Origin of the sequence: Pseudomonas sp. UBA4194 (assembly GCF_002379585.1) — a bacterium.
GTDB lineage: Bacteria > Pseudomonadota > Gammaproteobacteria > Pseudomonadales > Pseudomonadaceae > Aquipseudomonas.
In genome coordinates this window covers 1-22,720 of the sequence record NZ_DFUE01000076.1, presented here as the reverse complement: position 1 = coordinate 22,720, position 22,720 = coordinate 1, and the positions used below count along the sequence as shown (strand labels likewise).

Here is a 22,720-nt window from a genome sequence, read left to right as displayed (position 1 = left end):
GGTGTTTGGGGGAGGCCCGTTGCGAGTGGAGCCCGCTCCCACATCGGTTCCCCGGTCACCTGGAACGCTCTTGTGGGAGCAGATTCTGCCCGCGCTGAGGCCGCCCGTCGTACTACGGTAGCTCAGTACTGGCGTAGAACGCGCCCAACACTTTCACCAGATGAGCCAGATCCTGGCTCCCCGCCAGTTCGCGGATCGAGTGCATGGCGAACGTCGGCAGCCCGATGTCTACGGTACGTACGCCAAGATGGCTGGCAGTGATCGGCCCGATGGTGGAGCCGCAGCCCATGTCGCTGCGCACCACGAAGCTCTGCACGGGCACCTCGACTGCCATGCACAGATGGCGGAAGAACCCAGCTGTTTCGCTGTTGGTGGCGTAGCGCTGGTTGCTGTTGACCTTGATCACCGGTCCGGCATTGAGCTTGGGGCCGTGGTTGGCATCATGCTTGTCGGCATAGTTGGGGTGCACACCGTGGGCGTTGTCGGCCGATACCAGCAGTGAGCGCTGGATACAGCGCACATACTCATCACCTTCGGGCAGCAGGCGTTGCAGGGTCTGTTCGAGCATCGGACCGTCCGCACCGCAGGCCGAGCAGGAGCCGATTTCTTCGTGGTCGGTGCACACCAGCACGCAGGTTTCGTCACCTTCGGCGTTGAGCAGCGCTTGCAGGCCGGCGTAGCAGGACAGCAGGTTGTCCAGCCGCGCGCCGGCAATGAAGTCGCCATGCAGCCCGATCACCGCAGCGTTCTGGGTGTCGTAGAAGCTCAGCTCGTAGTCCAGCACCACATCGGCGTTGAGCCCATGCTCACGCGCCAGTTGCTCGGTTAGCAAGGCGCGGAAATCGATGCGCTCGTCGCCGGCAACCTGGGCCAGCACGGGCGGCAATTCGGTCTGGGCATTGATCGCCCAGCCCTGATTGGCTTCGCGGTTCAGGTGGATCGCCAGGTTCGGAATGATGGCCAGCGGTACCTTGAAGTCGATCAGCTGGCTTTCCACTTTGCCATCGCGCCGGAAGGTCACGCGGCCGGCCAGGGACAGATCGCGGTCGAACCAAGGGGCGAGCAGGGCGCCGCCGTACACTTCGACGCCAAGCTGGAAGAACCCTTGACGCTGCAGTTCAGGCTGGGGCTTGACCCGCAGACAAGGGCTGTCGGTGTGAGCGCCGACCATGCGCATGCCGCCCAGCAGCGGCGATTGGCGGCCCAGCTTGATGGCAATGATCGAAGAGTCGTTGCGGGTGACGTAGTAACGCCCACCGGGCACCGTGGCCCAGCTTTCGCGCTCGTCGAGGCGTTGGTAACCGGCAGCCTCCAGACGTTGCACCAGGCTGGCAGTGGCATGAAAAGGGGTGGGGGAGGCCTTGAGGAAATCGATCAGGCCCTGGTTCAAAGCTTCGCGCATAGAAAACTCCAGACAGCAGTGCGCGAAGTTTACCCCATTCCCGTAGCCGCGGCGTACGCCGCGTCCCTGGGTTTTCCGTGGATCGCTGGGACGCGGCTTACGCCGCGGCTACGTTAGAAGGGGGCGGGGCATTCGAACGTCAGGCGTTCGCCGGTTACCGGGTGGGTGAAGGCCAGCATGCTGGCATGCAGGCAGAGGCGCTCATGGGCGGCCAACGCCTGGTCATGGGCATACAGCCGATCACCCAGCAACGGGTGCCCGATAGACAGCATGTGCACGCGCAGCTGATGGGAGCGCCCGGTGATGGGCGTCAGCTCCACCCTGAACCAATCGCCGCAACGCTCCAGCACTTTCCAGAAGGTCAGGGCATGCTTGCCATGCTCGTGATCGACCACGTGACGCGGCTTGGTCGGCGGGTCGTAACGCAGCGGCAGGTCGACACTGCCACTGTCCAAGGCCGGTTGCCCCCAGGCCAGCGCGGTGTAGGCCTTCTCCGTTTCGCGGTCATGAAACTGACGGGACAGTTCACGATGGCTGTCCGCATCCCGCGCCAGCAGGATGATGCCGCTGGTTTCCCAATCCAGCCGATGCACGATGCGGGCTTCGGGAAAGCCGTTCTCCTGCAGTCGCGTAATCAGGCAGTCCTTGTTGTCCTCGGCGCGGCCGGGTACGGACAGCAACAGGGTGGGCTTGTCGATGACCAGCACGGCAGCGTCTTGGTGAATGATGCGAATGTTCGACAACGGCATGAAAAGTCTATCTCTCAGAAACGCCAACGGCGGCTCGCGAACCCTTTCAGAGGAAAGGGCTCGTGAGCCGCCGCGGAGCCAAGCCTGGGCTTAGCGGTCAGGCAGGGTAATGTTCAATTCCAGAATCGACGTAGTGCCCTGACTGTTGAGGTCGACCTGCACCTGGTCGTTCTCGATATTCACGTATTTGCGAATCACCTCCACCAGCTCCTTCTGCAGGGCGGGCAGGTAGTCAGGGGTAGTACGCTGGCCGCGTTCGTGCGCCACGATAATCTGCAGACGCTCTTTCGCTACCGAAGCGGTATTACCTTTTTTACGGTCCCGAAAGAAGTCGAAAATATTCATTAGCGGCCTCCAAACAGGCGCTCGACCCAGCTCTTTTTCTTGAAATCAAGGAAACGATGGGGCTTTTCCTTGCCCAGCAAACGGTCTACGGCGTCGCTGTAGGCCTGACCGGCGTCGCTCTGGTCGTCGAGGATGACCGGCGTACCCGAGTTGGATGCCTTGAGCACCGCCTGGGATTCCGGGATCACGCCCAGCAGGCGGATAGCCAGGATTTCCTCGACGTCTTCCACGCCAAGCATTTCGCCCTTGTCTACGCGTTCAGGGCTGTAACGGGTAATCAGCAGGTGCTCCTTGATCGGATCTTCACCTTGCTCTGCACGCCGCGACTTGCTGGCCAGCAGCCCGAGCATGCGATCGGAGTCGCGTACCGAGGACACTTCAGGGTTAGTGACCACGATCGCCTCGTCGGCGAAGTACATGGCCAGATGCGCACCCTTCTCGATACCGGCAGGGGAGTCGCACAGAATGAAGTCGTGAGTCTTGGACAGCTCTTCGATGATTTTCTCGACGCCTTCCTTGGTCAGGGCGTCTTTGTCGCGGGTCTGACTGGCGGCGAGGATGAACAGGTTTTCGACGCGCTTGTCCTTGATCAAAGCTTGTTGGAGCGTCGCTTCGCCGTTGACCACGTTGACGAAGTCGTACACGACGCGGCGCTCGCAACCCATGATCAGGTCGAGGTTACGCAGGCCGACGTCGAAGTCGATGATGACTGTCTTGTGACCGCGCAGTGCGAGGCCGGTACCGATGGCGGCGCTGGTGGTGGTCTTGCCCACACCACCCTTGCCGGATGTAACCACGAGAATCTTGGCCAAGGTGTATCACCCCTAGTGAAAAAGAGACTGTGTAGTCCCCGAAAAAACATGACTTCTGAACAAAGGCGGACAGGCTGGCCGGAGGCCTTGCAACCGTCGGTGACCCTCGACCGCGCTATTTGAAAGTTGCGCTTAAAATGGCGGCAGTATCCGTTAAAGACGGGTGATGTTCAACACATCTCCGGACAAGCTGACCTGAACGGGTGTCCCCCACAAGGGATCGCGGCGCAGGTCTTCGGAGACCTTGTACTGCCCGGCGATCGACAGCAGTTCGGCGCCAAGTTGTTGGCAGAAAATGCGTGCCTTCTTGTCGCCCTTGATACCGGCCAGTGCACGTCCGCGCATGGGGCCGTACACATGGATGTTGCCATCGGCGAGAAGTTCCGCACCCGAACTGACCGAACTGATCACCACCAGGTCGCAGCCCTGGGCATAGATCTGCTGGCCACCACGAATGGGCGTGGTGATCACCTTGGTCGGTTGAATCAGCGGTTGTGGTGGCTTCTCCGGCTTTTTTTCTTCCAGCTCCAGTGGCCGTTCGCGCGCGCCGGAAGGTGGCAAGACCGGCAGGTCGATGGCGATGGCTGCGGCAATGTCCTCGATACGACTGGCGCGCACGGCCAGGGTCCGCAGACCGTGATGGCGGCAAACGCGCATCAGGCCGGGCAGATCGATGCTGCCTTGATGGGCAGGCAACTTGTCCAGCGCCAACACCAGCGGCGTGTTGCTGAAGAAATTGGGGGCCTGCGCGACCTTGGCCGCCAACTGGCGGTCGAGGGCTTCAAGGTCGTTGTGCGCCAACTCAAGCACGGTGATGGCGAGCATGCTGCCCTTGAGTTGGAACACGGGTTCCTGGTCTAGCTGATCGGTCTGGCTCATGGTCGGCAAAAAGCGCCTTGTTACGAAAAAAGTGCCGAGACTTATAACGAGAACCACATGGACCTGCAAGCCGCGACGCGCCGATCCCCGGCCAACCCATGTAGAATGCGCGGCCATGTTGCTGTTCGGACTCGTCAATGGAACGCCCGCGCTTTCGTCGTTATTTTCTTCACCCGCGCTTCTGGGCCCTGTGGTCAGGGTTGGGTTTACTGTGGCTGACGGTGCAATTGCCCTACGCTGTGTTGGTCCAGCTGGGGCGCTTGCTGGGCTGGGGCATGTACCGGGTGGCCAGCGAACGGCGCCGGGTCGCGGGGCGAAATCTGGAGCTGTGCTTCCCTCATTTACCGTCCGTCGAAAGAAAGCGCCTGCTCAAGGAAAACTTCGCTTCGACCGGTATCGCCTTCTTCGAAATGGCCATGAGCTGGTGGTGGCCAAAGGCCCGGCTGGCCAAGCTCGCGCACATCCAGGGGCTGGAGCATTTGCAGGAGGCCCAGCAGGCCGGGGAGGGTGCCATTCTCATGGCGTTGCACTTCACTACCCTGGAAATCGGCGCGGCGTTGCTAGGGCAGCGTCATACCATCGATGGCATGTACCGCGAGCACAAGAACCCTCTGTTCGACTACGTCCAACGTCGCGGTCGCGAGCGGCACAATGCCGATTCCCTGGCGGTGGAGCGAGAGGACGTGCGCGGCATGATCAAGCTGCTGCGCAAGGGCAGGGCGATCTGGTACGCCCCCGATCAGGACTACGGTGCCAAGCAGAGCATTTTCGTGCCGCTGTTCGGCATCCCCGCCGCCACGGTCACCGCTACCACGCACTTCGCTCGCCTGGGCAAGGCGCGGGTCATCCCCTTCACCCAGGAACGCCTGGCCGATGGCAGCGGTTATCGACTGGTGCTGCATCCCCCGTTGGCGGATTTTCCGGGGGAAACCGAAGAGGCCGATGCATTGCGCATCAATCAGTGGGTAGAGCAAGCGGTGACGGCGTGCCCGGAGCAATACCTGTGGGCACACCGGCGCTTCAAGTCGAGACCGGCCGGGGCGCCGAAGCTTTACGAGAAGCGCTGATCATTGTGTTGTAAATGCGGGCCCCATCGCGGGTAGAACCCGCTCCCACAGGGTTCTGCCACCTGATCGAACCAGTGCAGACAGCTTGGAGGCCCTTTGTGGCACCTTTCAAAGGAGCCTGCTACCTGATCAAACCAGTGCAGACACCTTTGGAGGCCCTTTGGGGCAACTTTCAAAGGGGCCTGTAGGGCAGAAATTTGTGGAGGACCCCTGTGGGAGCGGGTTCTACCCGCGATGGGGCCCTCACTGACACCCTGCAATCACTCAGCTATCTGCAACTTCCGTGCTTCGGTGTACACATACCGCACTTTCTCGTACTCGAACGGCGAGTTCAGCTGGCCGTAACGGAAGCTGTTGGTGTACCGACGGTCCACCGCACGCAACGCCCACAGCTCCGGATGGTTGCTGCTGACCTCGGCCACGTTGAGGAAGTTGATCTGATTCTCCACGGCAAAATCGAACAGCAGCCCGGTGGTGTCGCGCAGGTTCGAAGGTCCCAGGATCGGCAGGATCAGGTACGCGCCACCTGGCACCCCGTAGAAACCCAGGGTCTGACCGAAGTCCTCGCTCTGCTTGGGAATGCCGAAGTAGGTCGCCGGATCCCACAGCCCAGCCACACCTACCGTGGTGTTGATCAGCAGCCGGCCAGACGTGTCCAGGGCGCGCTTGCCCTTGAACTGCAGCAGGCTGTTGACCAGGCTCGGTACTTCGCCCAGGTTGCTGAAGAAGTTGCTCACGCCAGTGCGCAGGAACGTTGGGGTGATGTAGGTGTAGCCATTGACCACCGGCAGGAATACCCACTCGTCGAAACGATAGTTGAAGTGGTAGACCCGACGGTTGAGATTCTCCAACGGGTCGTACACGTTCAATGCCGTCAGGGTCGAGCGTTCGAACTCACGCTGGTCCAGGCCCGGGTTGAACTTGAGCACCTGCAAGGGCTGTTTGAAGCCATCGCCATCGACCTTCTGGGCTGGAGCTTCGTCGGCCTGAGCAAGGCTGGCGCACAGCAAGGTCGCCATCAACAGGAATTTTCTAGCCACGGAAGAACTCCAGCATAGCGTCGCTGTTGACGCGGTAATTGAGGTTGCCGCAATGGCCGCCGTAAGGATAAACGGTCAGGCGATCGCCAAATGTCTTGCGCAGAAAGCCCAGATCGCCCGGGCCCAGAATCACGTCGTCGGCGTTATGCATCACGCTGATCTTGGTGCTGTTCTGCAAGTAGTCCTTGATGCCGTAGAGGCTCACCTGGTCCACCAGTTGCAGCAGGCTGCCACCGTCGGTACGGGCACGCCACATGGGGATCACCTGCTCGGTCAGGTAGCAGTCGAAATCGCATTGCAGAGCCCGGCGTAGGAACGGCGTCAGGCTGGTGCCTTCGCTGATCGGATACTTGGGTGGAGTGATCAGGCCGCGACGGTTGATCAAGTCGGAGGTGAAGGCAATATCGGCTGCCGAGAAGCGGAACGAGGTGCCGATCAGCATGGCCATCTGTTCGTTGGACAAGTGCTGCTTGGATTGCTGGAAGTCGTACAGCAAGGCGTCGTTGAGGTCGACATAGCCTTTTTGCTGGAAGTAGCGGGTCAGCTTGTTCAGCACCAGTTCATAGAACGTGGTGCTGTTGTTGATGCCCTTGACCTGGGTCTGTACCAGCTTGTCCAGGTTGGTGATGGAGGTGTAGAGATTCACCGGCGGGTTGAGCAGCAGCACTTTCTTGAAGTTGAAACTGCGCCGGGTTTCGTCCAGTTGGCTGACGAAGGCCGCATCCAGCGCGCCCAGGCTGTAACCGGTGAGGTAGAAGTCGGTGATCGGCAGCTTCGGATGTTGAGCGCGTACGCCTTGCATCACGCGGTACAGATCTTCGGCGTCTTCGCGGGTGATGCCGGGCGTGGCGAAACGAGAGGCGGCGCTGATGAAGTCGAAGCTGGTAGGTGACGACAGTTGCACCACGTGATAGCCAGCCTGGTAATAAAGCTTCTTCAGGTATTCGTTGAGTGAGCTTGTGTAGGGTGCGCCGGTACCGGCAATCAGAAAGATCAGTGGCGCGGCATGATCCTGCTCGGCCAGGCGATAGCGCAGTTTCTTCACCGCCCAGAAATTGTCGGGCAGGATGAACTCACGTTCAGGGCGCAGGTTCAGGCTGTAGTCGGCCTGATTGATGTCTTCGTCCAAAGGCAGCTTGGGCCGCAGGTCTGGCGGTGTCGAAGCGATAGTGGCCTCGAACGGGTTGGTCAAAGGATAGCCATAGGTGGCGGGGTCGATATCCTTCGCCAACGCGGACGCACTCATGATGAGGCCGCCAAGCAGGGCAGCGAAGCGCAATGATCGGAGCATGACGGAGTCCCTAGAGGAGAATGCTTTCTTGACGTTCGAGGCTAAGACAACCGAGCTGGTGGCAAGTTGCCAAGCCCCTGAGTTTTTACCGCACAAACAAAACCGTAGCAGCGGCGTAAGCCGCGTCAAAAGGCCGGACGCGGCTTACGCCGCTGCTACAGGGTTTGACCCGCCGGCGCGGATACATGCGGACGCGGCTTACGCCGCTGCTACAGATTGCGGTGTTTGCGGCGGCGCCATTGGCGGGCTACCCACCAGCGCCAGTACACCATGGTCAGGCAATACGCCAGCGCGCCCAGTACCAGCCCGGTGACCAGCGAGCCGAGCAGGAACGGCTGCCACAGCGTCGACATCTGGCTCATCACCCAGTCCCAGGTGTATTCATCAGGCAGATGCCGTGGCGGCTGCCCCATCAACCAGGAGCCCACCTTGTAGGTGCAATAGAACACCGGGGGCATGGTGATGGGGTTGGTCAACCACACCAGGCTGACCGCGATGGGCATGTTTGCGCGCACCAGCACGGCCAGTGCTGCCGCCAGGAGCATTTGCAACGGGATGGGCATGAACGCGGCGAACAAGCCTACCGCCATGGCCCGCGCTACCGAGTGTCGATTGAGGTGCCACAGGTTGGGGTCGTGCAGCAGGCGCCCCAGGAACCGCAATGACTTGTGTTCCCGGATGGTGCTGGGGTCGGGCATGTAGCGCTTGAACAAGCGACGCGGCATAACGGACTCGTGCATATTCGACTGGATGTGTGCCGCCAGTATGCACAGTTTCCCGTTACACATAATTCAGACTTTGTGACATTTGATAAGGGCCATCCCCCGGCCTTTGGCCGTAGCCTTGCGTACAGAGACGTTCATGGAGGATGTCACGCATGCTGCCAAGGAGGATTGGATGCGCGCAGGGATGCTGGCGTTTGCTCTGGGCATGTTGAGCCTGCGGCTGTTGCCCTTGTTGCCGTCACCCGGCTGGCTGGGCTTGGCCGCAGCGGCAGGCTTGTTGTTGGCGCTGACGCGCGGCTTCGCTGTGGGGCTGTTCGTGTTGGGCTTGTGCTGGGCCTGTGCCTGCGCCCAGGTGGCGCTCGATGATCGGCTGGATGCGGCGCTCGATGGCCAGACCGTATGGCTGGAGGGTGAAGTGGTCGGGCTGCCCGCCTACAGCGGCACATCGGTGCGTTTCGAGCTGGCCGAACCCTGGTCACGCCGCGCTGCGTTGCCCAGATTGCTGCGATTGTCCTGGTACGGTGGGCCGGTGGTGGCCAGTGGTGAGCGTTGGCGCCTGGCGGTGAAGCTCAAACGCCCGCGGGGCTCAGCCAACCCCGGCGGCTTCGATGCTCAGGCCTGGGCATTGGGCAGGGGCATCGGGGCAGCGGGCAGCATCAAGGCCGGCGAACGCCTGCGCGAGGCCGGCATGGCCTGGCGGGATCGGCTGCGCAAGCGGCTGCTGGCCGTCGACAGTCAGGGGCAGGGCGCCGGGTTGGCCGCCTTGGTGCTGGGCGACGGCTCAGGGATGTCGCGGACCCAATGGGACACGCTGCAAGCGACGGGCACGGTGCATTTATGGGTGATCTCCGGTCAGCACGTCGGTTTGCTGGCGGGGTTGGTCTATGGCCTGGTCAGTGGTGCGGCTCGGGTGGGACTGTGGCCCCGACGCTGGCCATGGCTGCCGTGGGCCTGCGCCCTGGCGTTCGTCGCGGCACTGGCCTATGGACTGCTGGCAGGCTTTCAGGTGCCGGTGCGCCGCGCATGCATCATGATTGCGCTGGTGCTGCTGTGGCGACTGCGTTTTCGCCATCTGGGTGTGTGGTGGCCGTTGCTGGTGGCGTTGACCCTCGTGGTGCTGTTCAACCCGCTGGTCAGCCTGCAGCCAGGCTTCTGGTTGTCGTTCTGCGCCGTTGCGGTGTTGCTGCTGACGTTCTCCGGGCGCCTGGGCGGTTGGTCCTGGTGGCGAGCCTGGACCCGCGCCCAATGCTGTGTGGCCCTCGGACTGTTGCCGGCCATGGTCGCCCTGGCGTTGCCGATCAGCGTCACGGGGCCGTGGGTAAACCTGGTCGCGGTGCCCTGGATCAGTATCGTGGTGTTGCCCCTGGCACTGCTGGGTACGCTGCTGCTACCCGTACCGCTGCTTGGCGAGTCGCTGCTGTGGCTGGCCGGAGGTGCGCTGGCAGTGCTGTTCGAGGTGCTCGAACAAGCCGCCGCACTGGCACCGGCCTGGTTGCCTCCTGGCCTGTCCCCGGGTTTGTGGGGACTGATGGTGATCGGGACGCTGCTGTTGCTATTGCCGGCAGGCATTCCATTGAGACTGCTCGGGGTGCCGATGATGGGGCTGGCGCTGTTCGCGCCCCGCAACGGGCCGCCCCACGGGCAGGCCGAGGTCTGGCAGCTGGATGTCGGACAAGGGCTGGCGGTGCTGGTGCGCACCGCTCATCATCAATTGCTGTACGACGCCGGCCCGGCCATGGGCGAGACCGATGCCGGCACCAGTACGGTGGTGCCAAGCCTGCTGTCCGTCGGTGTGAGACGCCTGGATACGCTGGTCATCAGCCACGCGCACCTGGATCATTTCGGCGGCGCCGGCAGCGTTCGTCGCCGCCTGCCGGTGGCGCGGGTCATCAGCGGCGAGCCGCAGGCACTGCCCCCGGCATGGCAGGCCCAGGCGTGTGAGACGGGTGCCGCATGGGAGTGGGACGGCGTGCGCTTCGAGCTTTGGCGCTGGAGTGCTGCTGCGCACAGCAATGCGGCTTCCTGCGTGCTCAGGGTCGAGGCCAACGGCGAGGTGTTGCTGCTCGGTGGTGACATCGACGCCGCGGCTGAGCAGGCGCTGCTCGCCAGCGCTCTGCCCGTTCAGGCCCATTGGCTGCAAGCCCCGCACCACGGCAGTCGCACCTCCTCGAGCAAGGTTTTTCTGCACGCCGTACGGCCCCAGGGCGTGCTGATCTCCCGCGGTCAGGGCAATACCTTCGGCCACCCCCATGAAACCGTCCTGGCACGCTATCGGGCGATGGGCATTGCGGCCTACGACACTGCGCTGCTCGGCGCCCTGCGGGTTCAGCTGGGCACCTATCAGCCAGTGCAAGGCTGGCGGGCGCAGCGACGTTTCTGGCGTGATCCGGTGCAGGCGCCCTGAGCGCTCCAGCCGTCATCGCGCTATTCGACGCGCTCGACCCCTATGGTAGAGTGGCGGACTTTTGCAAGGGGATAGCGACTGTGTGGGAATTGGTAAAGTCTGGCGGCTGGATGATGTTGCCAATCATAGTAAGCTCCATCGTCGCCCTGGCCATCACCGCCGAACGCCTCTGGACCTTGCGCGCCAGCCGGGTTGCGCCGGCCCATCTGGTCGGCCAGGTGTGGCGCTGGATGAAAGACAAACAGCTGAACAAGGAAAAGCTCAAGGAGCTGCGCGCCGACTCGCCTTTGGGTGAAATCCTGGCCGCCGGCCTGGCCAATTCCCGGCATGGCCGCGAGATCATGAAAGAAAGCATCGAGGAAGCCGCCAGCCGGGTCATCCACGAGCTGGAGCGTTACATCAGCACCCTGGGCACTATCGCTGCCATGGCGCCGCTGTTGGGCCTGTTGGGCACCGTGCTGGGCATGATCGACATCTTCAGCTCCTTTACCGGTTCCGGCCTCAGCGGTAACCCCGGGGTCATGGCTGGCGGTATTTCCAAGGCTTTGGTGACCACCGCCTCGGGTCTGATCGTGGCCATTCCGGCGCTGTTCTTCCATCGCCTGCTGCAGCGCCGTATCGATGAGCTGGTCGTGGGCATGGAGCAGGAAGCCATCAAGCTGGTGGAAGTGGTGCAGGGGGACCGCGAGGTCGATCTGGGCGAGGACAAAGCGTGAAATTCCGCCGTCGAAGCCGAGAAAACATCGAGCTCAACCTGATCTCGCTGATCGACGTGGTGTTCGTGCTGCTGCTGTTCTTCGTGGTCACCACCACCTTCACGCGCGAAACCCAATTGCGTGTCGAGCTGCCCGAGGCAGTGAACGGTGCACCCGAGCAGGCCGCCAATCTCAAGCGGCTGGATATTGCCATCAGTGCCGAAGGTGTCTATGCCATCAATGACGAACTGCTGCCCAAAAGTGATCTGAGCACCTTGATGGCTGCGCTGCAGAGAGCCTCGGGTGGCGACAGCACGCTGCCGTTGTCGATCAGTGCCGATGGCAAGACCCCGCATCAAGCGGTTATCACTGCCATGGACGCCGCTGGCAAGCTGGGCTTCGGCCAGATCAGCATGACCACGGTCGAGGCGCAGGCGAATCCCTGATGGCCTTCGCCGAGCGCTTGACCGCCGCATGGTATGCGGGCCACCCGGCCCTGATGTTGCTGCGCCCGCTGGAGTGCCTGTACCGGCGCGTGGTGGCCAGTAAACGGCGGCGCTTCGAAGCCGGCGAGGGTGATATCTATCGTGCCCCGGTACCGGTGCTGGTGGTGGGCAATATCACCGTGGGCGGTACCGGCAAGACACCGATGATTCTCTGGCTGATCGAGCATTGTCGCCAGCGCGGCCTGCGCGTGGGCGTGGTCAGTCGCGGCTATGGCGCCAAGCCTCCAAGCCTGCCCTGGCGGGTAAGCGCCGAGCAGGACCCGGCGCAGGCCGGTGATGAGCCGCTGCTGATTGTCCAGCGCAGTGGCGTGCCTTTGATGATCGATCCCGATCGCAGCCAGGCGGTGCGCGCCTTGCTCGCCAGCGAGCCCCTGGACCTGATTCTGTCCGACGATGGCCTGCAGCACTACCGCCTGGCTCGGGACATTGAACTGGTGCTGGTCGACGCTGTGCGGGGTTTGGGTAATCGTCGCTGCCTGCCGGCCGGCCCCTTGCGCGAGCCTGCCGAACGCCTGCAGTCGGTCGATGCAGTGCTGTACAACGGCGCCAGCGCGGATCGCGACGGTGGTTTTGCCTTCACGTTGCAGCCCCAGGCATTGATCAACGTCCGGACCGGGCAACGCCAGCCCCTCGAGTATTTCCCAGCGGGTCAAGCGCTGCACGCCGTCGCCGGCATCGGCAACCCCCAGCGTTTCTTCGCCACGCTGCAGGCGCTACACTGGCAGCCCATCGCGCACCCCTTTGCCGACCACGCGCCGTTCACGGCCCAGGCCCTGGAGTTCCATCCGGCCCTGCCGCTGGTGATGACCGAAAAGGATGCGGTGAAGTGCCGTGCCTTTGCCGGCGCCGACTGGTGGTACCTGGCTGTGGATGCGCAACCGTCGACAGCCTTCCGGGCCTGGTTCGACCAGCGCCTGGCCAGCCTGAAACTCTGATTCATTTCGTCTTCAAGGACTCTTCGATGGACACCAAACTGCTCGACATCCTCGCCTGCCCCATCACCAAGGGCCCGCTCAAGCTCAGCGCCGACAAGACCGAGCTGATCAGCAAGGGCGCAGGCTTGGCCTATCCGATCCGTGACGGCATTCCGGTGATGCTGGAAACCGAAGCACGCACCTTGACCGACGACGAGCGCCTGGATAAATGACTACCGCGTTCACCGTGGTGATTCCGGCGCGTTACCAGTCCACGCGCCTGCCCGGCAAGCCGCTGCAACTGATCGCCGGCAAGCCGATGATTCAATGGGTGTGGGAACAGGCCTGCAAAAGCAGCGCCGAACAGGTCGTGGTCGCCACCGACGATCCGCGTATCGTCGCCGCTTGCCAGGGGTTTGGCGCCCAGGTGGTCATGACCCGCGCCGATCACGAATCCGGTACCGACCGCCTGGCCGAAGTCGCCCAGGCGCTGGGCCTGGCGGCCGACGCCATCGTGGTCAATGTCCAGGGAGACGAGCCGCTGATTCCACCGGCGTTGATCGATCAGGTCGCGGCCAATCTCGCCAGCGCCCAGGCCGCCGCCATGGCGACCTTGGCCGAGCCGATCGTGGACGTCGAGTCGCTGTTCAATCCGAATGTGGTCAAGGTGGCGACCGATGTACACGGCCTGGCCCTGACCTTCAGCCGGGCACCGTTGCCGTGGGCCAGGGATCAGTTCGCCGAAGATCGCAGCGAGTTGCCTGCTGGTGTTCCGTACCGTCGCCATATCGGCATCTATGCCTACCGCGCCGGCTTTCTTCAGGATTTCGTGGCATGGGGGCCTTGCTGGCTGGAAAACGTCGAGCGTCTGGAGCAGTTGCGTGCCCTGTGGCACGGGGTGCGCATTCACGTTGCTGATGCCGTCGAGGCGCCACCGGCGGGCGTGGACACACCCGATGACCTGGAGCGCGTAAGGCGCTTGCTGGGGGCCTGATGGTGCGCATGTCGACGAGCCCTCCGGCTTTGATGCAGGTGGCGTCATGAGCCTGGATCTGCGCGCCAACGTTTCTCTGAAACCGTTCAATACCTTCGCCATCGATGTCAGTGCCCGATGGTTCGTCGAGGTGAAAAACGACGCGCAACTGAAGGACGCGCTGGCGCTGGCCCATCGACAGGATCGTCCGGCGCTGGTGATCGGCGGTGGCAGCAATCTGCTGCTCACCGGCGACGTCGATGCGCTGGTCATTCGCATGGCCAGCCGTGGCGTACGGGTGTTGGATCAAGCCCGTGAGCAGCAGATAGTCGAGGCAGAGGCCGGCGAGCCCTGGCATCCTTTTGTGCTCAAGACCCTGAAGATGGGGCTGGTTGGCCTGGAAAACCTGAGTCTGATTCCAGGCACCGTGGGTGCCGCGCCGATGCAGAACATCGGCGCGTATGGGGTCGAGATCAAGGATGTGTTTCACAGCCTTGTCGCGCTGGACAGGCACACGTTGGAGCAACGAGTGTTCACTCTGGAGGAGTGCGAGTTCGGCTATCGCGACAGCCTGTTCAAGCGCGAGCCCGGGCGCTGGGTCATTCTGCGTGTGCGTTTCGCGCTGTCCGCCAGCGCCGCGTTGCATCTGGACTACGGACCTGTTCGCCAACGTCTGGCAGAGCGCGGTGTCGAGCAGCCAACAGCGATGGACGTCAGCGAGGCCATTTGCAGCATTCGCCGGGAGAAGCTGCCCGATCCGACCACGCTCGGCAACGCCGGCAGCTTCTTCAAGAACCCGGTGGTGATGGCCGAAGTGCTGGAGAACATACGTCGCGAACATCCCGACGTGGTGGCATACCCACTCGCCAATGGGCAGGCAAAGCTGGCCGCCGGGTGGCTGATCGAGCGCGCCGGCTGGAAAGGTTTTCGCGACGGTGATGCGGGCGTGCATCGACAGCAATCCTTGGTACTGGTGAACTATGGTCAGGCCACCGGGGCTCAGCTGCATGCCCTGGCACAGCGCATCCAGGCCGATATCCAGAAGCGCTTCGCTGTGGTGCTGGAAATGGAGCCCAACCTGTACTGATGACTGCCTATCGCGCCCCCTGTGCCGTGATTCTCGCCGCCGGCCACGGCCAACGTTACCAGGCGCTGGCCGGACAGGGCGTGGACAAACTCCTGGCGCCTTGCCAAGGTCTGGACGGCGTCGAGCGAGCAGTGTTCGAGCATTGCCTGTTGAACCTGAGTCAGGCTGCCGTGCGCCGGGTCGTCGTCACCCGGCCGCACAAGCGCGACGTCCTCGCTCTGGCGCGAGCCTATGACTGCGAGGTGGTATTGCTCGATTCCGCGGGAATGGGCGACAGTCTGGCCGCCGGTGTGGCAGCGAGCGCGGACGCTGCCGGCTGGCTGATTTGCCTGGGGGATATGCCTTTCATCCAGCCCCGAACCTTCCACAGCGTATTGACTGCCTTGTCTGACGAAGTTATCTGCGTGCCGGTCGGGCAGGGCGGGTATGGCCATCCCGTGGCTTTCGGTGGCGCATTCAAGAAGTCGCTGCTGGCACTGCGCGGCGATCAGGGCGCGAGAAGGCTGTTCGCTGCCGGAGCCGTTCAGCAAGTGCTGACCGATGACCCTGGTATCTATCGTGACATCGACGTGCCCACCGATTTGGGATGAGGCAGGCATCGGACTGATCCGGCCAAACGACGGGCACAAAAAAGGCCACTTTTTCAAGTGGCCTTCTTCGTTGTTTGGTTGCGGGAGCCGGATTTGAACCGACGACCTTCGGGTTATGAGCCCGACGAGCTACCAGACTGCTCCATCCCGCGTCTGTGTGGGCTATTCTACAGCGCAGCCGTGGCTTGTCAAACGCTCATTTCGGGAAAACTCTTTTCGTTCAATCGGTTAGGGGCCGCCTTAGGCGGTTCGAAGCAGGCTGGGCGGGGGTTTCAGGGCTATTGGTGGCGTCTTTTCGATTGATGAAATAAATCCTGGGCTTTGGTTTCAGGTGCCAGTTCAGTGCGCTGGTGGGATAATACCGGTCCTGTTGTACGAATAATCCACCGGATTGGTAGTCTGTCCACGCCATGACGCAGCGCAAGATCATCCACGTCGACTGTGACTGCTTTTATGCAGCCATTGAAATGCGCGACGACCCCAGTCTGGCCAGCAAGCCGCTTGCCGTAGGGGGCTCGGCCGAGCGCCGTGGAGTGATCGCCACGTGCAACTATGAGGCCCGTGCATACGGAGTGCGCTCGGCCATGAGCTCGCGGCATGCCGTGAAGCTGTGCCCCGACCTGACCATCGTCAAGCCACGCATGGACGCCTATAAGGAAGCTTCACGGGAGATTCAGGGCATATTCCGGGAATACACCGATCTGATCGAGCCCTTGTCACTGGATGAGGCCTATCTGGATGTGTCCGAATGCCCGCATTTTTCCGGCAGCGCCACGCGCATTGCCCAGGACATCCGGCGCAAGGTCGCGCAAAGGCTGCACATCACGGTGTCGGCCGGGGTAGCGCCGAACAAGTTCTTGGCCAAGATCGCCAGTGACTGGCGCAAACCCAATGGGTTGTTCGTGATTACCCCGCCAGAAGTCGAGGATTTCGTCGCGGCATTGCCGGTGAAGAAATTGCACGGCGTGGGTAAGGTGACGGCGGACAAGCTCACCCGGCTGGGTATCGAGAGCTGCCTGCAACTGCGCGACTGGAGCAAGCTGAAACTGGTCCGCGAGTTCGGCAGCTTTGGCGAGCGGCTGTACAGTTTGGCGCGGGGAATCGACGAGAGAATCGTGCAGAACGACAGTCGCCGGCAGTCGATCAGTGTTGAAAACACTTACGAGAGCGACTTGCCAGACCTGGCCAGTTGCCTGGCTAAGCTACCCGAACTGATGCTGACCTTGAGCGAGCGCATGAGTCGGATCGACAGCAGCTATCGTCCAGGCAAACCTTTCGTCAAGGTGAAGTTCCACGACTTCACCCAAACCACCCTGGAGCAGGCTGGGGCGGGTCGAGACCTGGGCAGCTACCAGCAACTGCTCAGCCAGGCGTTCGCCCGGGGCGGCAAGCCTGTGCGCTTACTGGGTATCGGTGTGCGGCTGGAGGACTTGCGTAGCGCCCATGAGCAGTTGGAACTGTTCGAAAGGCGCTGAGCGATCGCTCACTTGGTTGCTTGTGCCACCACCCGACCGGTTTCCTTTTTCAGCAGCTTGAGAAATTCCTGCTGCAATTCAGGATCGTTGCCGGTCAACTCGATCAAGCTTCGCTCCAGCTCGCTGGCTTCGTTCTCGAGGCCCAGTTCGGACAGGCGCTTGACCCGGTGCACCCACTGGCTGACCTCGTCGTCTTCCAGGTCGTCATAGATCAACGCATGAGCCTCGACCAGCTTGCTGCGCAGGCTCGAACCGATGGACAGCAGTGCAGTGGACCTGGTCTGGCTTTCCTCGTCGACAACGCTGAATTGCAGGCGGGGCACGCGGGTCAGGTCCTGCTCGGCAAAGGGGCTGTCGAGCAGGTCGATGCGCAGCAGACCATTGCGATCGGTTTCCAGATCGTAGGTCTTGCGTCCGGCGGTCACCTGAACAGCGCGCTCACTCCAGGGCAGGCTGGTGTGCTCCAGGCGCTTGTCTTTCTGCAACTCGTCGATACCGGCCAGGTTCTGCTCGGCGCGGCCATTGGACTGGGTGTTCATGAACGGGTTGAGCCCAGCGAAGCCGTAGCCGATCCAGTCCTTGGTAACGCTCTCCGGCAAACTGCCGAAGGTCGCCACATTGACCACGTTGGCGCCCAGGCCTGCCACCACTGCTACCGCGCCGAGCGGGATCTCGTAGATTTCCCGCCAGGGTTGGTAGGGCGTGTAGCGGTCATAGTGACGGGTGGTTTCGAAGGTGGTGACTTCGAAGTCCTTCAATTCATGCACCCGCACTCGGCGTTGTGGCTGCTCCATGATGCTGGGCTCGCCCACGTCGATCTGCAGCGTGTGCTCCAGAAGCTTGCGCTCCACCCGCTCTTCCTGTTCGTTGCGCTGGGACATGTGGTTGGCACAGCCACTTACCAGCAAGGCGCCGCACAAGGCGGCGCCCCCAAGGGTCAAGGTCGGTTGCTTGAACATGGGTTCTCGAGTCTGTCAGCGGCGCACGCGAGCCTGGATGAAAGACAGCACGTCGGCTACCGGGAGTGCTTGAGGCGCGCTTTCGCTGCGGTTCTTGTACTCCAGATTGCCGTCGGCCAGGCCGCGGTCGCTGATGACGATGCGATGCGGGATGCCGATCAGCTCCATGTCGGCAAACTTGATGCCGGGGCTGGTCTTCTTGTCGCGGTCATCGAGCAGCACTTCGTAGCCGGCCGCAGTCAGCTCGGCGTAGAGCTTGTCGGTGGCCTCGCGAACCTGCTCGGTTTCATAGCGAAGCGGCACCAGTGCGACCTGGAACGGCGCCAGAGTGTCACTCCAGATGATGCCGCCTTCGTCGTTGTTCTGCTCGATGGCGGCAGCCACTACGCGGGACACGCCGATGCCGTAGCAGCCCATGGCCAGGGTCACGGGTTTGCCGTTCTCGCCCAGCACCTGGCACTTCATCGCTTCGCTGTACTTGGTGCCCAGCTGGAAGATATGGCCCACTTCAATGCCGCGCTTGATGGTCAGGGTGCCTTTGCCGTCAGGGCTTGGGTCACCGTCGACGACGTTGCGCAGGTCGGCGACTTCCGGCAGCGGCAGATCGCGCTCCCAGTTCAGGCCGAAGTAATGCTTGTCGTCGATATTGGCACCCACGCCGAAGTCGCTCATCAATGCGACCGAGCGGTCGATGATGCAGGGCAGTGGCAAGTTCAGCGGGCCGAGGGAGCCTGCACCGGCGCCAATGGCGTCACGCAGTTCAGCTTCGCTGGCCATGACCAGGGGGCTGGCCACCAGCGGGTGGTTGCTCGCCTTGATTTCGTTGAGCTCGTGATCACCCCGGATGATCAAGGCAATCAGCTTGCCTTCTTCTGCGGCGTGAACCACCAGGGTCTTGACGGTTTTCTCGATAGCCAGGCCAAAGTTTTCCACCAGTTGCGCGATGGTCTTGGCGTTCGGCGTGTCGACCAGGCGCAGTTCCTCGGTGGCGGCACCGCGGGCGGTTTCGCGAGGAATGGCTTCAGCCTTCTCGATGTTGGCGGCGTAGTCGGAAGTGTCGCTGAACACGATATCGTCTTCGCCGGACTCAGCCAGCACGTGGAACTCGTGGGAGCCAGCGCCGCCGATGGAACCGTTGTCGGCCTCCACTGCGCGGAATTTCAGGCCCAGACGGGTGAATATATTGCTGTACGCCTGGTGCATGCGGTCGTAGGTGACCTGCAGCGACGGCTGATCAGCGTGGAAGGAGTAGGCGTCCTTCATGATGAACTCGCGGCCGCGCATCAGGCCGAAGCGTGGGCGGATTTCATCGCGAAACTTGGTCTGGATCTGATACAGGTTGATAGGCAGCTGTTTATAGCTGTTCAACTCATTGCGCATCAGGTCGGTAATGACCTCTTCATGGGTAGGACCTGCGCAGAAGTCGCGGTCGTGACGGTCCTTCAGGCGCAGCAGTTCAGGACCGTACTGTTCCCAGCGCCCCGATTCCTGCCACAGTTCTGCCGGCTGGATGCCAGGCATCAGCACTTCCAGGGCGCCAGCGGCGTTCATTTCTTCGCGCACGATGTTTTCAACCTTGCGCATCACACGAAGACCCATCGGCAGCCAGGTGTAGAGGCCCGAGGCGAGCTTGCGGATCATGCCGGCACGCAGCATCAGCTGATGGCTGATCACGACCGCATCGGAAGGGGTTTCTTTCTGTGTGGCGAGCAAATATTGACTGGTGCGCATGGTTGACCGTTGTCTGTTGCTGAATTTTATAGAGGCCTGGCATTGTACGGCGGTGATCCGGCGACGTACAGGCGTAGGGCTTGCCGCTTTATGGCTGGGCAATTGGCAGGCAAAGAAAAGCCCGGCATGGGCCGGGCTTCTCGAGGTATTGCTTGCCCTGGGCGTGTTACATGATGCTCAGAGGGTATTCCACGATCAGGCGCAGGTCGTTGTTGGACGGACCGTAGTCTGCATCGTATGCGTTGTTCGCGCGGTATACAGCGCTACGCAGGCGGAAGGACATGTCCTTGATTGGGCCCTGCTGAACGACGTATTTTGTTTCGAAGTCCCACTCGTGCTCTTTGCCTTCCTCGCCGTTGCTGGCTTCGATGTTATCGCCAGTGATGTAGCGGGTCATGAAGCTCAGACCAGGCACGCCGTAGGTAGCCATGTTGAGATCGTAGCGAACCTGCCACGACTTCTCTTCGGCACCGACGAAGTCGGAGTACTGAACGGAGTTGTTCAGGAACACGGTACCGCCGCCGTCGACGCCGTAGTTGTAGCCGGTGTCGCCGGAGCTGCGCTGGTAACCCAGGGTGAATTTGTGCGCGCCCAGGCTGTAGGCCACGGCAGTGGACCAGATCTTGTTGTCGACTTCGCCGCCCAACTCCTGCTCTTGGCTCTTGGTACGGTAGGCGTTGAAGTCAACGTTTACCGACTGGATGTCGTCGATTGGCAGGGTGTAGTTCAGGTTGACGTACTGACGCTTCCAGTAGTCTTCAACGTCGGAAGCTGCAACGGTAGCGCTGAAGTTCTTGGTGAAGGCGTAGGTGGCGCCGGCGATGTCAGCCGATTTCAGGCCGCTACCAACAATGGAGTCATAACCCATGCCGGTCTGTGCGCTCATGGCGGTGAAACGACCGATGTTCAGGGTGAGGTTTTCGATCTCGTTGCTGGTGATCGAAGTACCGGTAGCCACTTCAGGCAGCAAACGACCGTCGTCGGTCGCGAAGACCGGGCTGGCGACGATTTGTTGGCCATATTTCAGTACGGTGTTGGAGACACGGAACTTGACGGCCGCGCCACCTTTGGTCTGGCTGTGTTCCAGGTTGCCGTCGCTGTCACTGGCGAACAGGCCGTTGCTGCGGCGGCCGGTGCCACCGTCAAGGCGCACGGAACCGAAGCCCAGAACGTCTACACCGGTACCGATGGTGCCTTGAGTGAAGCCCGACTCGTAGAACATCTGCGCGCCAAGACCGGTGTCTTCGCGGTAGCCCTTGTCGGAGCCGGCGGTAGGGTTGCCTGCACCATGCTTGTAGTCACGGTTCATGTACAGCGCACGCAGCTTCAAGTTCAGGGTGCTGTCTTCCACAAAACCCTTGGACTCGGCCTGGGCAGAAGGCTGCAGTTCCAACGCCTGTGCCATTTGCGAGGTGCCGGCCGTTACAGCCAGTGCGATCATGCTCCACTTCATCACGCGCATCGTGATTTGCTCCTTTGGTTTTAAGAAGAGTAACCACTGCCTCACCTGTTTTTTTATCTGAGGCAGTTCTTTCTTTTATTGACGGCGCAAAACTTATATCACGCCGGTCATGTTGGCGATACTTGCAAGTCTGCCTGTATCCGTTCTTTACGCCGTGGCGTTAACAGTTACGTCGGTGTCGCAAATCACAGCCTCGTGTTTCAGGCTGCACAACTTCAGCACCGCTTTCTTAAACACCAGGTCAGGTTTTCTGACACTAGCGACTTTGAAAACGCCATGGCCCAAACCATGCAACTGTCGCTGTTTGCCGCCGGTCCGCGTCTTCCCACGCTGCCCAGACGGCCATGTCAGTACCAATGCAACAAGCGTGCACAAACGTGCCAGCAGTTCACGATTTTTTCACTTTTTTTTCCGGTACCTCTCAAAGCCTCATAAAAACGGGGGGCTAAGGCTTTTTTGGTCCATGACGGTTCCGTAGTCACCACCATCAAGAGGCCCTCCATCAGGCTAAAACGTTACCGCTCGGCCGGCCAAGTGGGTAGCGCACGGGAACACTGCGCACTGATTCCAACCAGCCCGTACCTTTTTGGTGCGAAAAGTAGCGCCTGGAACACAGAGGCTAGCCCAGGTCCACGATTTGGCAACCTGCACCCTGATGAATGAATCACCACTGGTCAGCCAGTTACGTGACTTTCTGCATGCGCGGTATGAGGAGTTCGGCTCTCCAGTCGCGAACGGACCGGCGGCTCGGATCGTCCTGGGGCATCGGGCACCATTGTTGTGCCGACTCTTGCTCGAGATAGGGCAGGGCAGCGCTGTTCGATAGCAGGGCGGTAAGCGCATCGCAAAGCGCCTCCGTGAAGCTTCGGTCAAAGCGGGGTATCCTGTGCGCTGGAAATTGCTAGCCTGACCGTGCATCGGTCCCACAGCCCATCGGAGCATCCTGTGTTCAGCCTTGACCCCCGCCTTGTGCAAGATACCCATGTCATCGGCGACTTTCCCCTGTGTCGTCTGCTGTTGAGTAACGACAGCAACTATCCATGGTTCATTCTGGTGCCACGACGTGAGGCAATCACCGAATTGTTTCAACTTGATGACGCTGATCGCGAGCAATTGTGGAAAGAAACTAACGTCCTGGCTGAGTTGCTGCATCGCAGTTTCAAGGCAGACAAGATGAACATCGCGACACTGGGTAATGTAGTTAGCCAGCTACATATGCACGTGATCGTTCGCAAGCAAACCGATGCAGCCTGGCCGGCGCCAGTATGGGGCAAGGTGCCGGGTATTCCCTACAGTGAAACGCAGTTGCAGGCACTTCGCGACAAGGTGAAGGCTGAGCTGCCTGCAGAGTTCGTATGGGCGGGGACTGGAGCATGAGTCTGGAAGACCGCGTGATGGAGCTGGAAACCCGACTGGCTTTCCAGGATGACACCCTCGGCGCTCTGAGCGATGAACTGGTGCTGCAGCAACGTGCAATCGAGCGGCTGCAGATGCAGCTCGCGGCAATGCTCAAGCGTCAGGAAGAAATGGCGGGGCAATACGAGGGGGGGAATCAGGAGGCGCCTCCGCCTCATTATTGATAGAGCAAGAGGGGAGGACGCGGCTTACGCCGCT

23 protein-coding genes and 1 tRNA gene are annotated in these 22,720 nt (G+C 61.5%); 12 read left to right on the top strand and 12 right to left on the bottom strand.

Going from position 1 to position 22,720, the window contains the following annotated elements:
* Window positions 1-112: 112 nt before the first annotated feature.
* From B3397_RS18450 to minC, 5 genes are all read right to left on the bottom strand, one after another.
* Complete coding sequence (locus tag B3397_RS18450; protein WP_296252888.1) at window positions 113-1,402, bottom strand: M18 family aminopeptidase; 1,290 nt, start codon at window positions 1,400-1,402, stop codon at window positions 113-115.
* Window positions 1,403-1,515: 113 nt separating this feature from the next.
* Complete coding sequence (locus tag B3397_RS18445) at window positions 1,516-2,151, bottom strand: RluA family pseudouridine synthase (RefSeq protein WP_296252886.1); 636 nt, start codon at window positions 2,149-2,151, stop codon at window positions 1,516-1,518.
* A gap of 90 nt (window positions 2,152-2,241) precedes the next feature.
* The gene (minE, locus tag B3397_RS18440) at window positions 2,242-2,496 is read right to left on the bottom strand and encodes a cell division topological specificity factor MinE (RefSeq protein ID WP_296252884.1); all 255 of its coding nucleotides are present in this window, start codon (window positions 2,494-2,496) and stop codon (window positions 2,242-2,244) included.
* On the bottom strand, window positions 2,496-3,308 hold the full coding sequence (minD, locus tag B3397_RS18435; protein WP_296252882.1) for a septum site-determining protein MinD: 813 nt from the start codon (window positions 3,306-3,308) through the stop codon (window positions 2,496-2,498). Before minD ends, minE begins: the two co-directional genes overlap by 1 nt.
* A gap of 153 nt (window positions 3,309-3,461) precedes the next feature.
* Complete coding sequence (gene minC / locus B3397_RS18430) at window positions 3,462-4,187, bottom strand: septum site-determining protein MinC (protein ID WP_296252880.1); 726 nt, start codon at window positions 4,185-4,187, stop codon at window positions 3,462-3,464.
* 137 nt (window positions 4,188-4,324) lie between these two features.
* On the opposite strand from minC, the gene B3397_RS18425 reads away from it, so the two are divergent.
* Window positions 4,325-5,254 (top strand): lipid A biosynthesis lauroyl acyltransferase, encoded by a 930-nt coding sequence (locus tag B3397_RS18425; RefSeq protein WP_296252878.1) that lies wholly within the window; start codon window positions 4,325-4,327, stop codon window positions 5,252-5,254.
* A gap of 260 nt (window positions 5,255-5,514) precedes the next feature.
* On the opposite strand, the gene B3397_RS18420 is transcribed toward B3397_RS18425, so the two are convergent.
* The 3 genes from B3397_RS18420 to B3397_RS18410 form a co-directional block, all read right to left on the bottom strand.
* A complete protein-coding gene (locus B3397_RS18420; RefSeq protein WP_296252876.1) occupies window positions 5,515-6,294 on the bottom strand; it encodes an MlaA family lipoprotein in 780 nt (259 codons plus the stop codon).
* Window positions 6,287-7,585, bottom strand: coding sequence for a serine/threonine protein kinase (locus B3397_RS18415; protein WP_296252873.1), 1,299 nt, complete (start codon window positions 7,583-7,585; stop codon window positions 6,287-6,289). Before B3397_RS18415 ends, B3397_RS18420 begins: the two co-directional genes overlap by 8 nt.
* Before the next feature lie 209 nt (window positions 7,586-7,794).
* Window positions 7,795-8,310, bottom strand: coding sequence for a DUF2062 domain-containing protein (locus B3397_RS18410; protein ID WP_296252872.1), 516 nt, complete (start codon window positions 8,308-8,310; stop codon window positions 7,795-7,797).
* Window positions 8,311-8,482: 172 nt separating this feature from the next.
* On the opposite strand from B3397_RS18410, the gene B3397_RS18405 reads away from it, so the two are divergent.
* The 8 genes from B3397_RS18405 (at window position 8,483) to B3397_RS18370 (ending at window position 15,479) form a co-directional block, all read left to right on the top strand.
* Window positions 8,483-10,714 carry a DNA internalization-related competence protein ComEC/Rec2 gene (locus tag B3397_RS18405; RefSeq protein WP_296253054.1) on the top strand — a complete coding sequence of 744 codons (2,232 nt, stop codon included), beginning with the start codon at window positions 8,483-8,485 and terminating at the stop codon, window positions 10,712-10,714.
* Between the two features lie 80 nt (window positions 10,715-10,794).
* The gene (locus B3397_RS18400; RefSeq protein WP_414704409.1) at window positions 10,795-11,430 is read left to right on the top strand and encodes a MotA/TolQ/ExbB proton channel family protein; all 636 of its coding nucleotides are present in this window, start codon (window positions 10,795-10,797) and stop codon (window positions 11,428-11,430) included.
* Window positions 11,427-11,855 carry an ExbD/TolR family protein gene (locus B3397_RS18395; RefSeq protein WP_296252867.1) on the top strand — a complete coding sequence of 143 codons (429 nt, stop codon included), beginning with the start codon at window positions 11,427-11,429 and terminating at the stop codon, window positions 11,853-11,855. Before B3397_RS18400 ends, B3397_RS18395 begins: the two co-directional genes overlap by 4 nt.
* On the top strand, window positions 11,855-12,850 hold the full coding sequence (lpxK, locus tag B3397_RS18390) for a tetraacyldisaccharide 4'-kinase (protein ID WP_296252865.1): 996 nt from the start codon (window positions 11,855-11,857) through the stop codon (window positions 12,848-12,850). Before B3397_RS18395 ends, lpxK begins: the two co-directional genes overlap by 1 nt.
* A 26-nt stretch (window positions 12,851-12,876) precedes the next feature.
* Window positions 12,877-13,062, top strand: coding sequence for a Trm112 family protein (locus B3397_RS18385; RefSeq protein ID WP_049861532.1), 186 nt, complete (start codon window positions 12,877-12,879; stop codon window positions 13,060-13,062).
* Entirely contained in the window at window positions 13,059-13,823 is a 765-nt protein-coding gene (gene kdsB, locus B3397_RS18380; protein WP_296252862.1) for a 3-deoxy-manno-octulosonate cytidylyltransferase, read from the top strand. Before B3397_RS18385 ends, kdsB begins: the two co-directional genes overlap by 4 nt.
* A 46-nt stretch (window positions 13,824-13,869) precedes the next feature.
* A complete protein-coding gene (gene murB / locus B3397_RS18375) occupies window positions 13,870-14,889 on the top strand; it encodes a UDP-N-acetylmuramate dehydrogenase (RefSeq protein WP_296252861.1) in 1,020 nt (339 codons plus the stop codon).
* Window positions 14,889-15,479: a nucleotidyltransferase family protein gene (locus B3397_RS18370; RefSeq protein ID WP_296252859.1), complete on the top strand. Its 591-nt coding sequence runs from the start codon at window positions 14,889-14,891 to the stop codon at window positions 15,477-15,479. The genes murB and B3397_RS18370 overlap by 1 nt, the downstream gene beginning before the upstream one ends.
* A 75-nt stretch (window positions 15,480-15,554) precedes the next feature.
* Here the strand turns inward: B3397_RS18370 and B3397_RS18365 are convergent.
* A tRNA-Met gene (locus tag B3397_RS18365) sits at window positions 15,555-15,631 on the bottom strand.
* Window positions 15,632-15,889: 258 nt separating this feature from the next.
* Here B3397_RS18365 and dinB point away from each other — a divergent pair.
* Window positions 15,890-16,954: a DNA polymerase IV gene (gene dinB / locus B3397_RS18360; RefSeq protein ID WP_296252857.1), complete on the top strand. Its 1,065-nt coding sequence runs from the start codon at window positions 15,890-15,892 to the stop codon at window positions 16,952-16,954.
* A gap of 8 nt (window positions 16,955-16,962) precedes the next feature.
* Here the strand turns inward: dinB and B3397_RS18355 are convergent, their stop codons facing one another.
* From B3397_RS18355 to B3397_RS18345, 3 genes are all read right to left on the bottom strand, one after another.
* A complete protein-coding gene (locus B3397_RS18355; RefSeq protein ID WP_296252856.1) occupies window positions 16,963-17,913 on the bottom strand; it encodes a hypothetical protein in 951 nt (316 codons plus the stop codon).
* Between the two features lie 15 nt (window positions 17,914-17,928).
* Entirely contained in the window at window positions 17,929-19,644 is a 1,716-nt protein-coding gene (locus tag B3397_RS18350) for a proline--tRNA ligase (RefSeq protein ID WP_296252854.1), read from the bottom strand.
* A gap of 166 nt (window positions 19,645-19,810) precedes the next feature.
* Window positions 19,811-21,106: an OprD family porin gene (locus B3397_RS18345; RefSeq protein WP_296252851.1), complete on the bottom strand. Its 1,296-nt coding sequence runs from the start codon at window positions 21,104-21,106 to the stop codon at window positions 19,811-19,813.
* A gap of 945 nt (window positions 21,107-22,051) precedes the next feature.
* Here B3397_RS18345 and B3397_RS18340 point away from each other — a divergent pair.
* Both B3397_RS18340 and B3397_RS18335 read left to right on the top strand, forming a co-directional pair.
* Window positions 22,052-22,483 (top strand): HIT family protein, encoded by a 432-nt coding sequence (locus B3397_RS18340; protein WP_296252849.1) that lies wholly within the window; start codon window positions 22,052-22,054, stop codon window positions 22,481-22,483.
* Window positions 22,480-22,686 (top strand): SlyX family protein, encoded by a 207-nt coding sequence (locus B3397_RS18335; protein ID WP_296252847.1) that lies wholly within the window; start codon window positions 22,480-22,482, stop codon window positions 22,684-22,686. Before B3397_RS18340 ends, B3397_RS18335 begins: the two co-directional genes overlap by 4 nt.
* Window positions 22,687-22,720 lie beyond the last annotated feature (34 nt).

What these genes read in the sequence shown, in the direction of transcription:
- B3397_RS18450 (WP_296252888.1), bottom strand. Translation starts at nt 1,402, where the DNA reads ATGCGCGAAGCTTTGAACCAGGGCCTGATCGATTTCCTCAAGGCCTCC.
- B3397_RS18445 (WP_296252886.1), bottom strand. Translation starts at nt 2,151, where the DNA reads ATGCCGTTGTCGAACATTCGCATCATTCACCAAGACGCTGCCGTGCTG.
- minE (WP_296252884.1), bottom strand. Translation starts at nt 2,496, where the DNA reads ATGAATATTTTCGACTTCTTTCGGGACCGTAAAAAAGGTAATACCGCT.
- minC (WP_296252880.1), bottom strand. Translation starts at nt 4,187, where the DNA reads ATGAGCCAGACCGATCAGCTAGACCAGGAACCCGTGTTCCAACTCAAG.
- B3397_RS18425 (WP_296252878.1), top strand. Translation starts at nt 4,325, where the DNA reads ATGGAACGCCCGCGCTTTCGTCGTTATTTTCTTCACCCGCGCTTCTGG.
- B3397_RS18415 (WP_296252873.1), bottom strand. Translation starts at nt 7,585, where the DNA reads ATGCTCCGATCATTGCGCTTCGCTGCCCTGCTTGGCGGCCTCATCATG.
- B3397_RS18410 (WP_296252872.1), bottom strand. Translation starts at nt 8,310, where the DNA reads ATGCCGCGTCGCTTGTTCAAGCGCTACATGCCCGACCCCAGCACCATC.
- B3397_RS18405 (WP_296253054.1), top strand. Translation starts at nt 8,483, where the DNA reads ATGCGCGCAGGGATGCTGGCGTTTGCTCTGGGCATGTTGAGCCTGCGG.
- lpxK (WP_296252865.1), top strand. Translation starts at nt 11,855, where the DNA reads ATGGCCTTCGCCGAGCGCTTGACCGCCGCATGGTATGCGGGCCACCCG.
- B3397_RS18385 (WP_049861532.1), top strand. Translation starts at nt 12,877, where the DNA reads ATGGACACCAAACTGCTCGACATCCTCGCCTGCCCCATCACCAAGGGC.
- kdsB (WP_296252862.1), top strand. Translation starts at nt 13,059, where the DNA reads ATGACTACCGCGTTCACCGTGGTGATTCCGGCGCGTTACCAGTCCACG.
- murB (WP_296252861.1), top strand. Translation starts at nt 13,870, where the DNA reads ATGAGCCTGGATCTGCGCGCCAACGTTTCTCTGAAACCGTTCAATACC.
- B3397_RS18370 (WP_296252859.1), top strand. Translation starts at nt 14,889, where the DNA reads ATGACTGCCTATCGCGCCCCCTGTGCCGTGATTCTCGCCGCCGGCCAC.
- dinB (WP_296252857.1), top strand. Translation starts at nt 15,890, where the DNA reads ATGACGCAGCGCAAGATCATCCACGTCGACTGTGACTGCTTTTATGCA.
- B3397_RS18355 (WP_296252856.1), bottom strand. Translation starts at nt 17,913, where the DNA reads ATGTTCAAGCAACCGACCTTGACCCTTGGGGGCGCCGCCTTGTGCGGC.
- B3397_RS18350 (WP_296252854.1), bottom strand. Translation starts at nt 19,644, where the DNA reads ATGCGCACCAGTCAATATTTGCTCGCCACACAGAAAGAAACCCCTTCC.
- B3397_RS18345 (WP_296252851.1), bottom strand. Translation starts at nt 21,106, where the DNA reads ATGCGCGTGATGAAGTGGAGCATGATCGCACTGGCTGTAACGGCCGGC.
- B3397_RS18335 (WP_296252847.1), top strand. Translation starts at nt 22,480, where the DNA reads ATGAGTCTGGAAGACCGCGTGATGGAGCTGGAAACCCGACTGGCTTTC.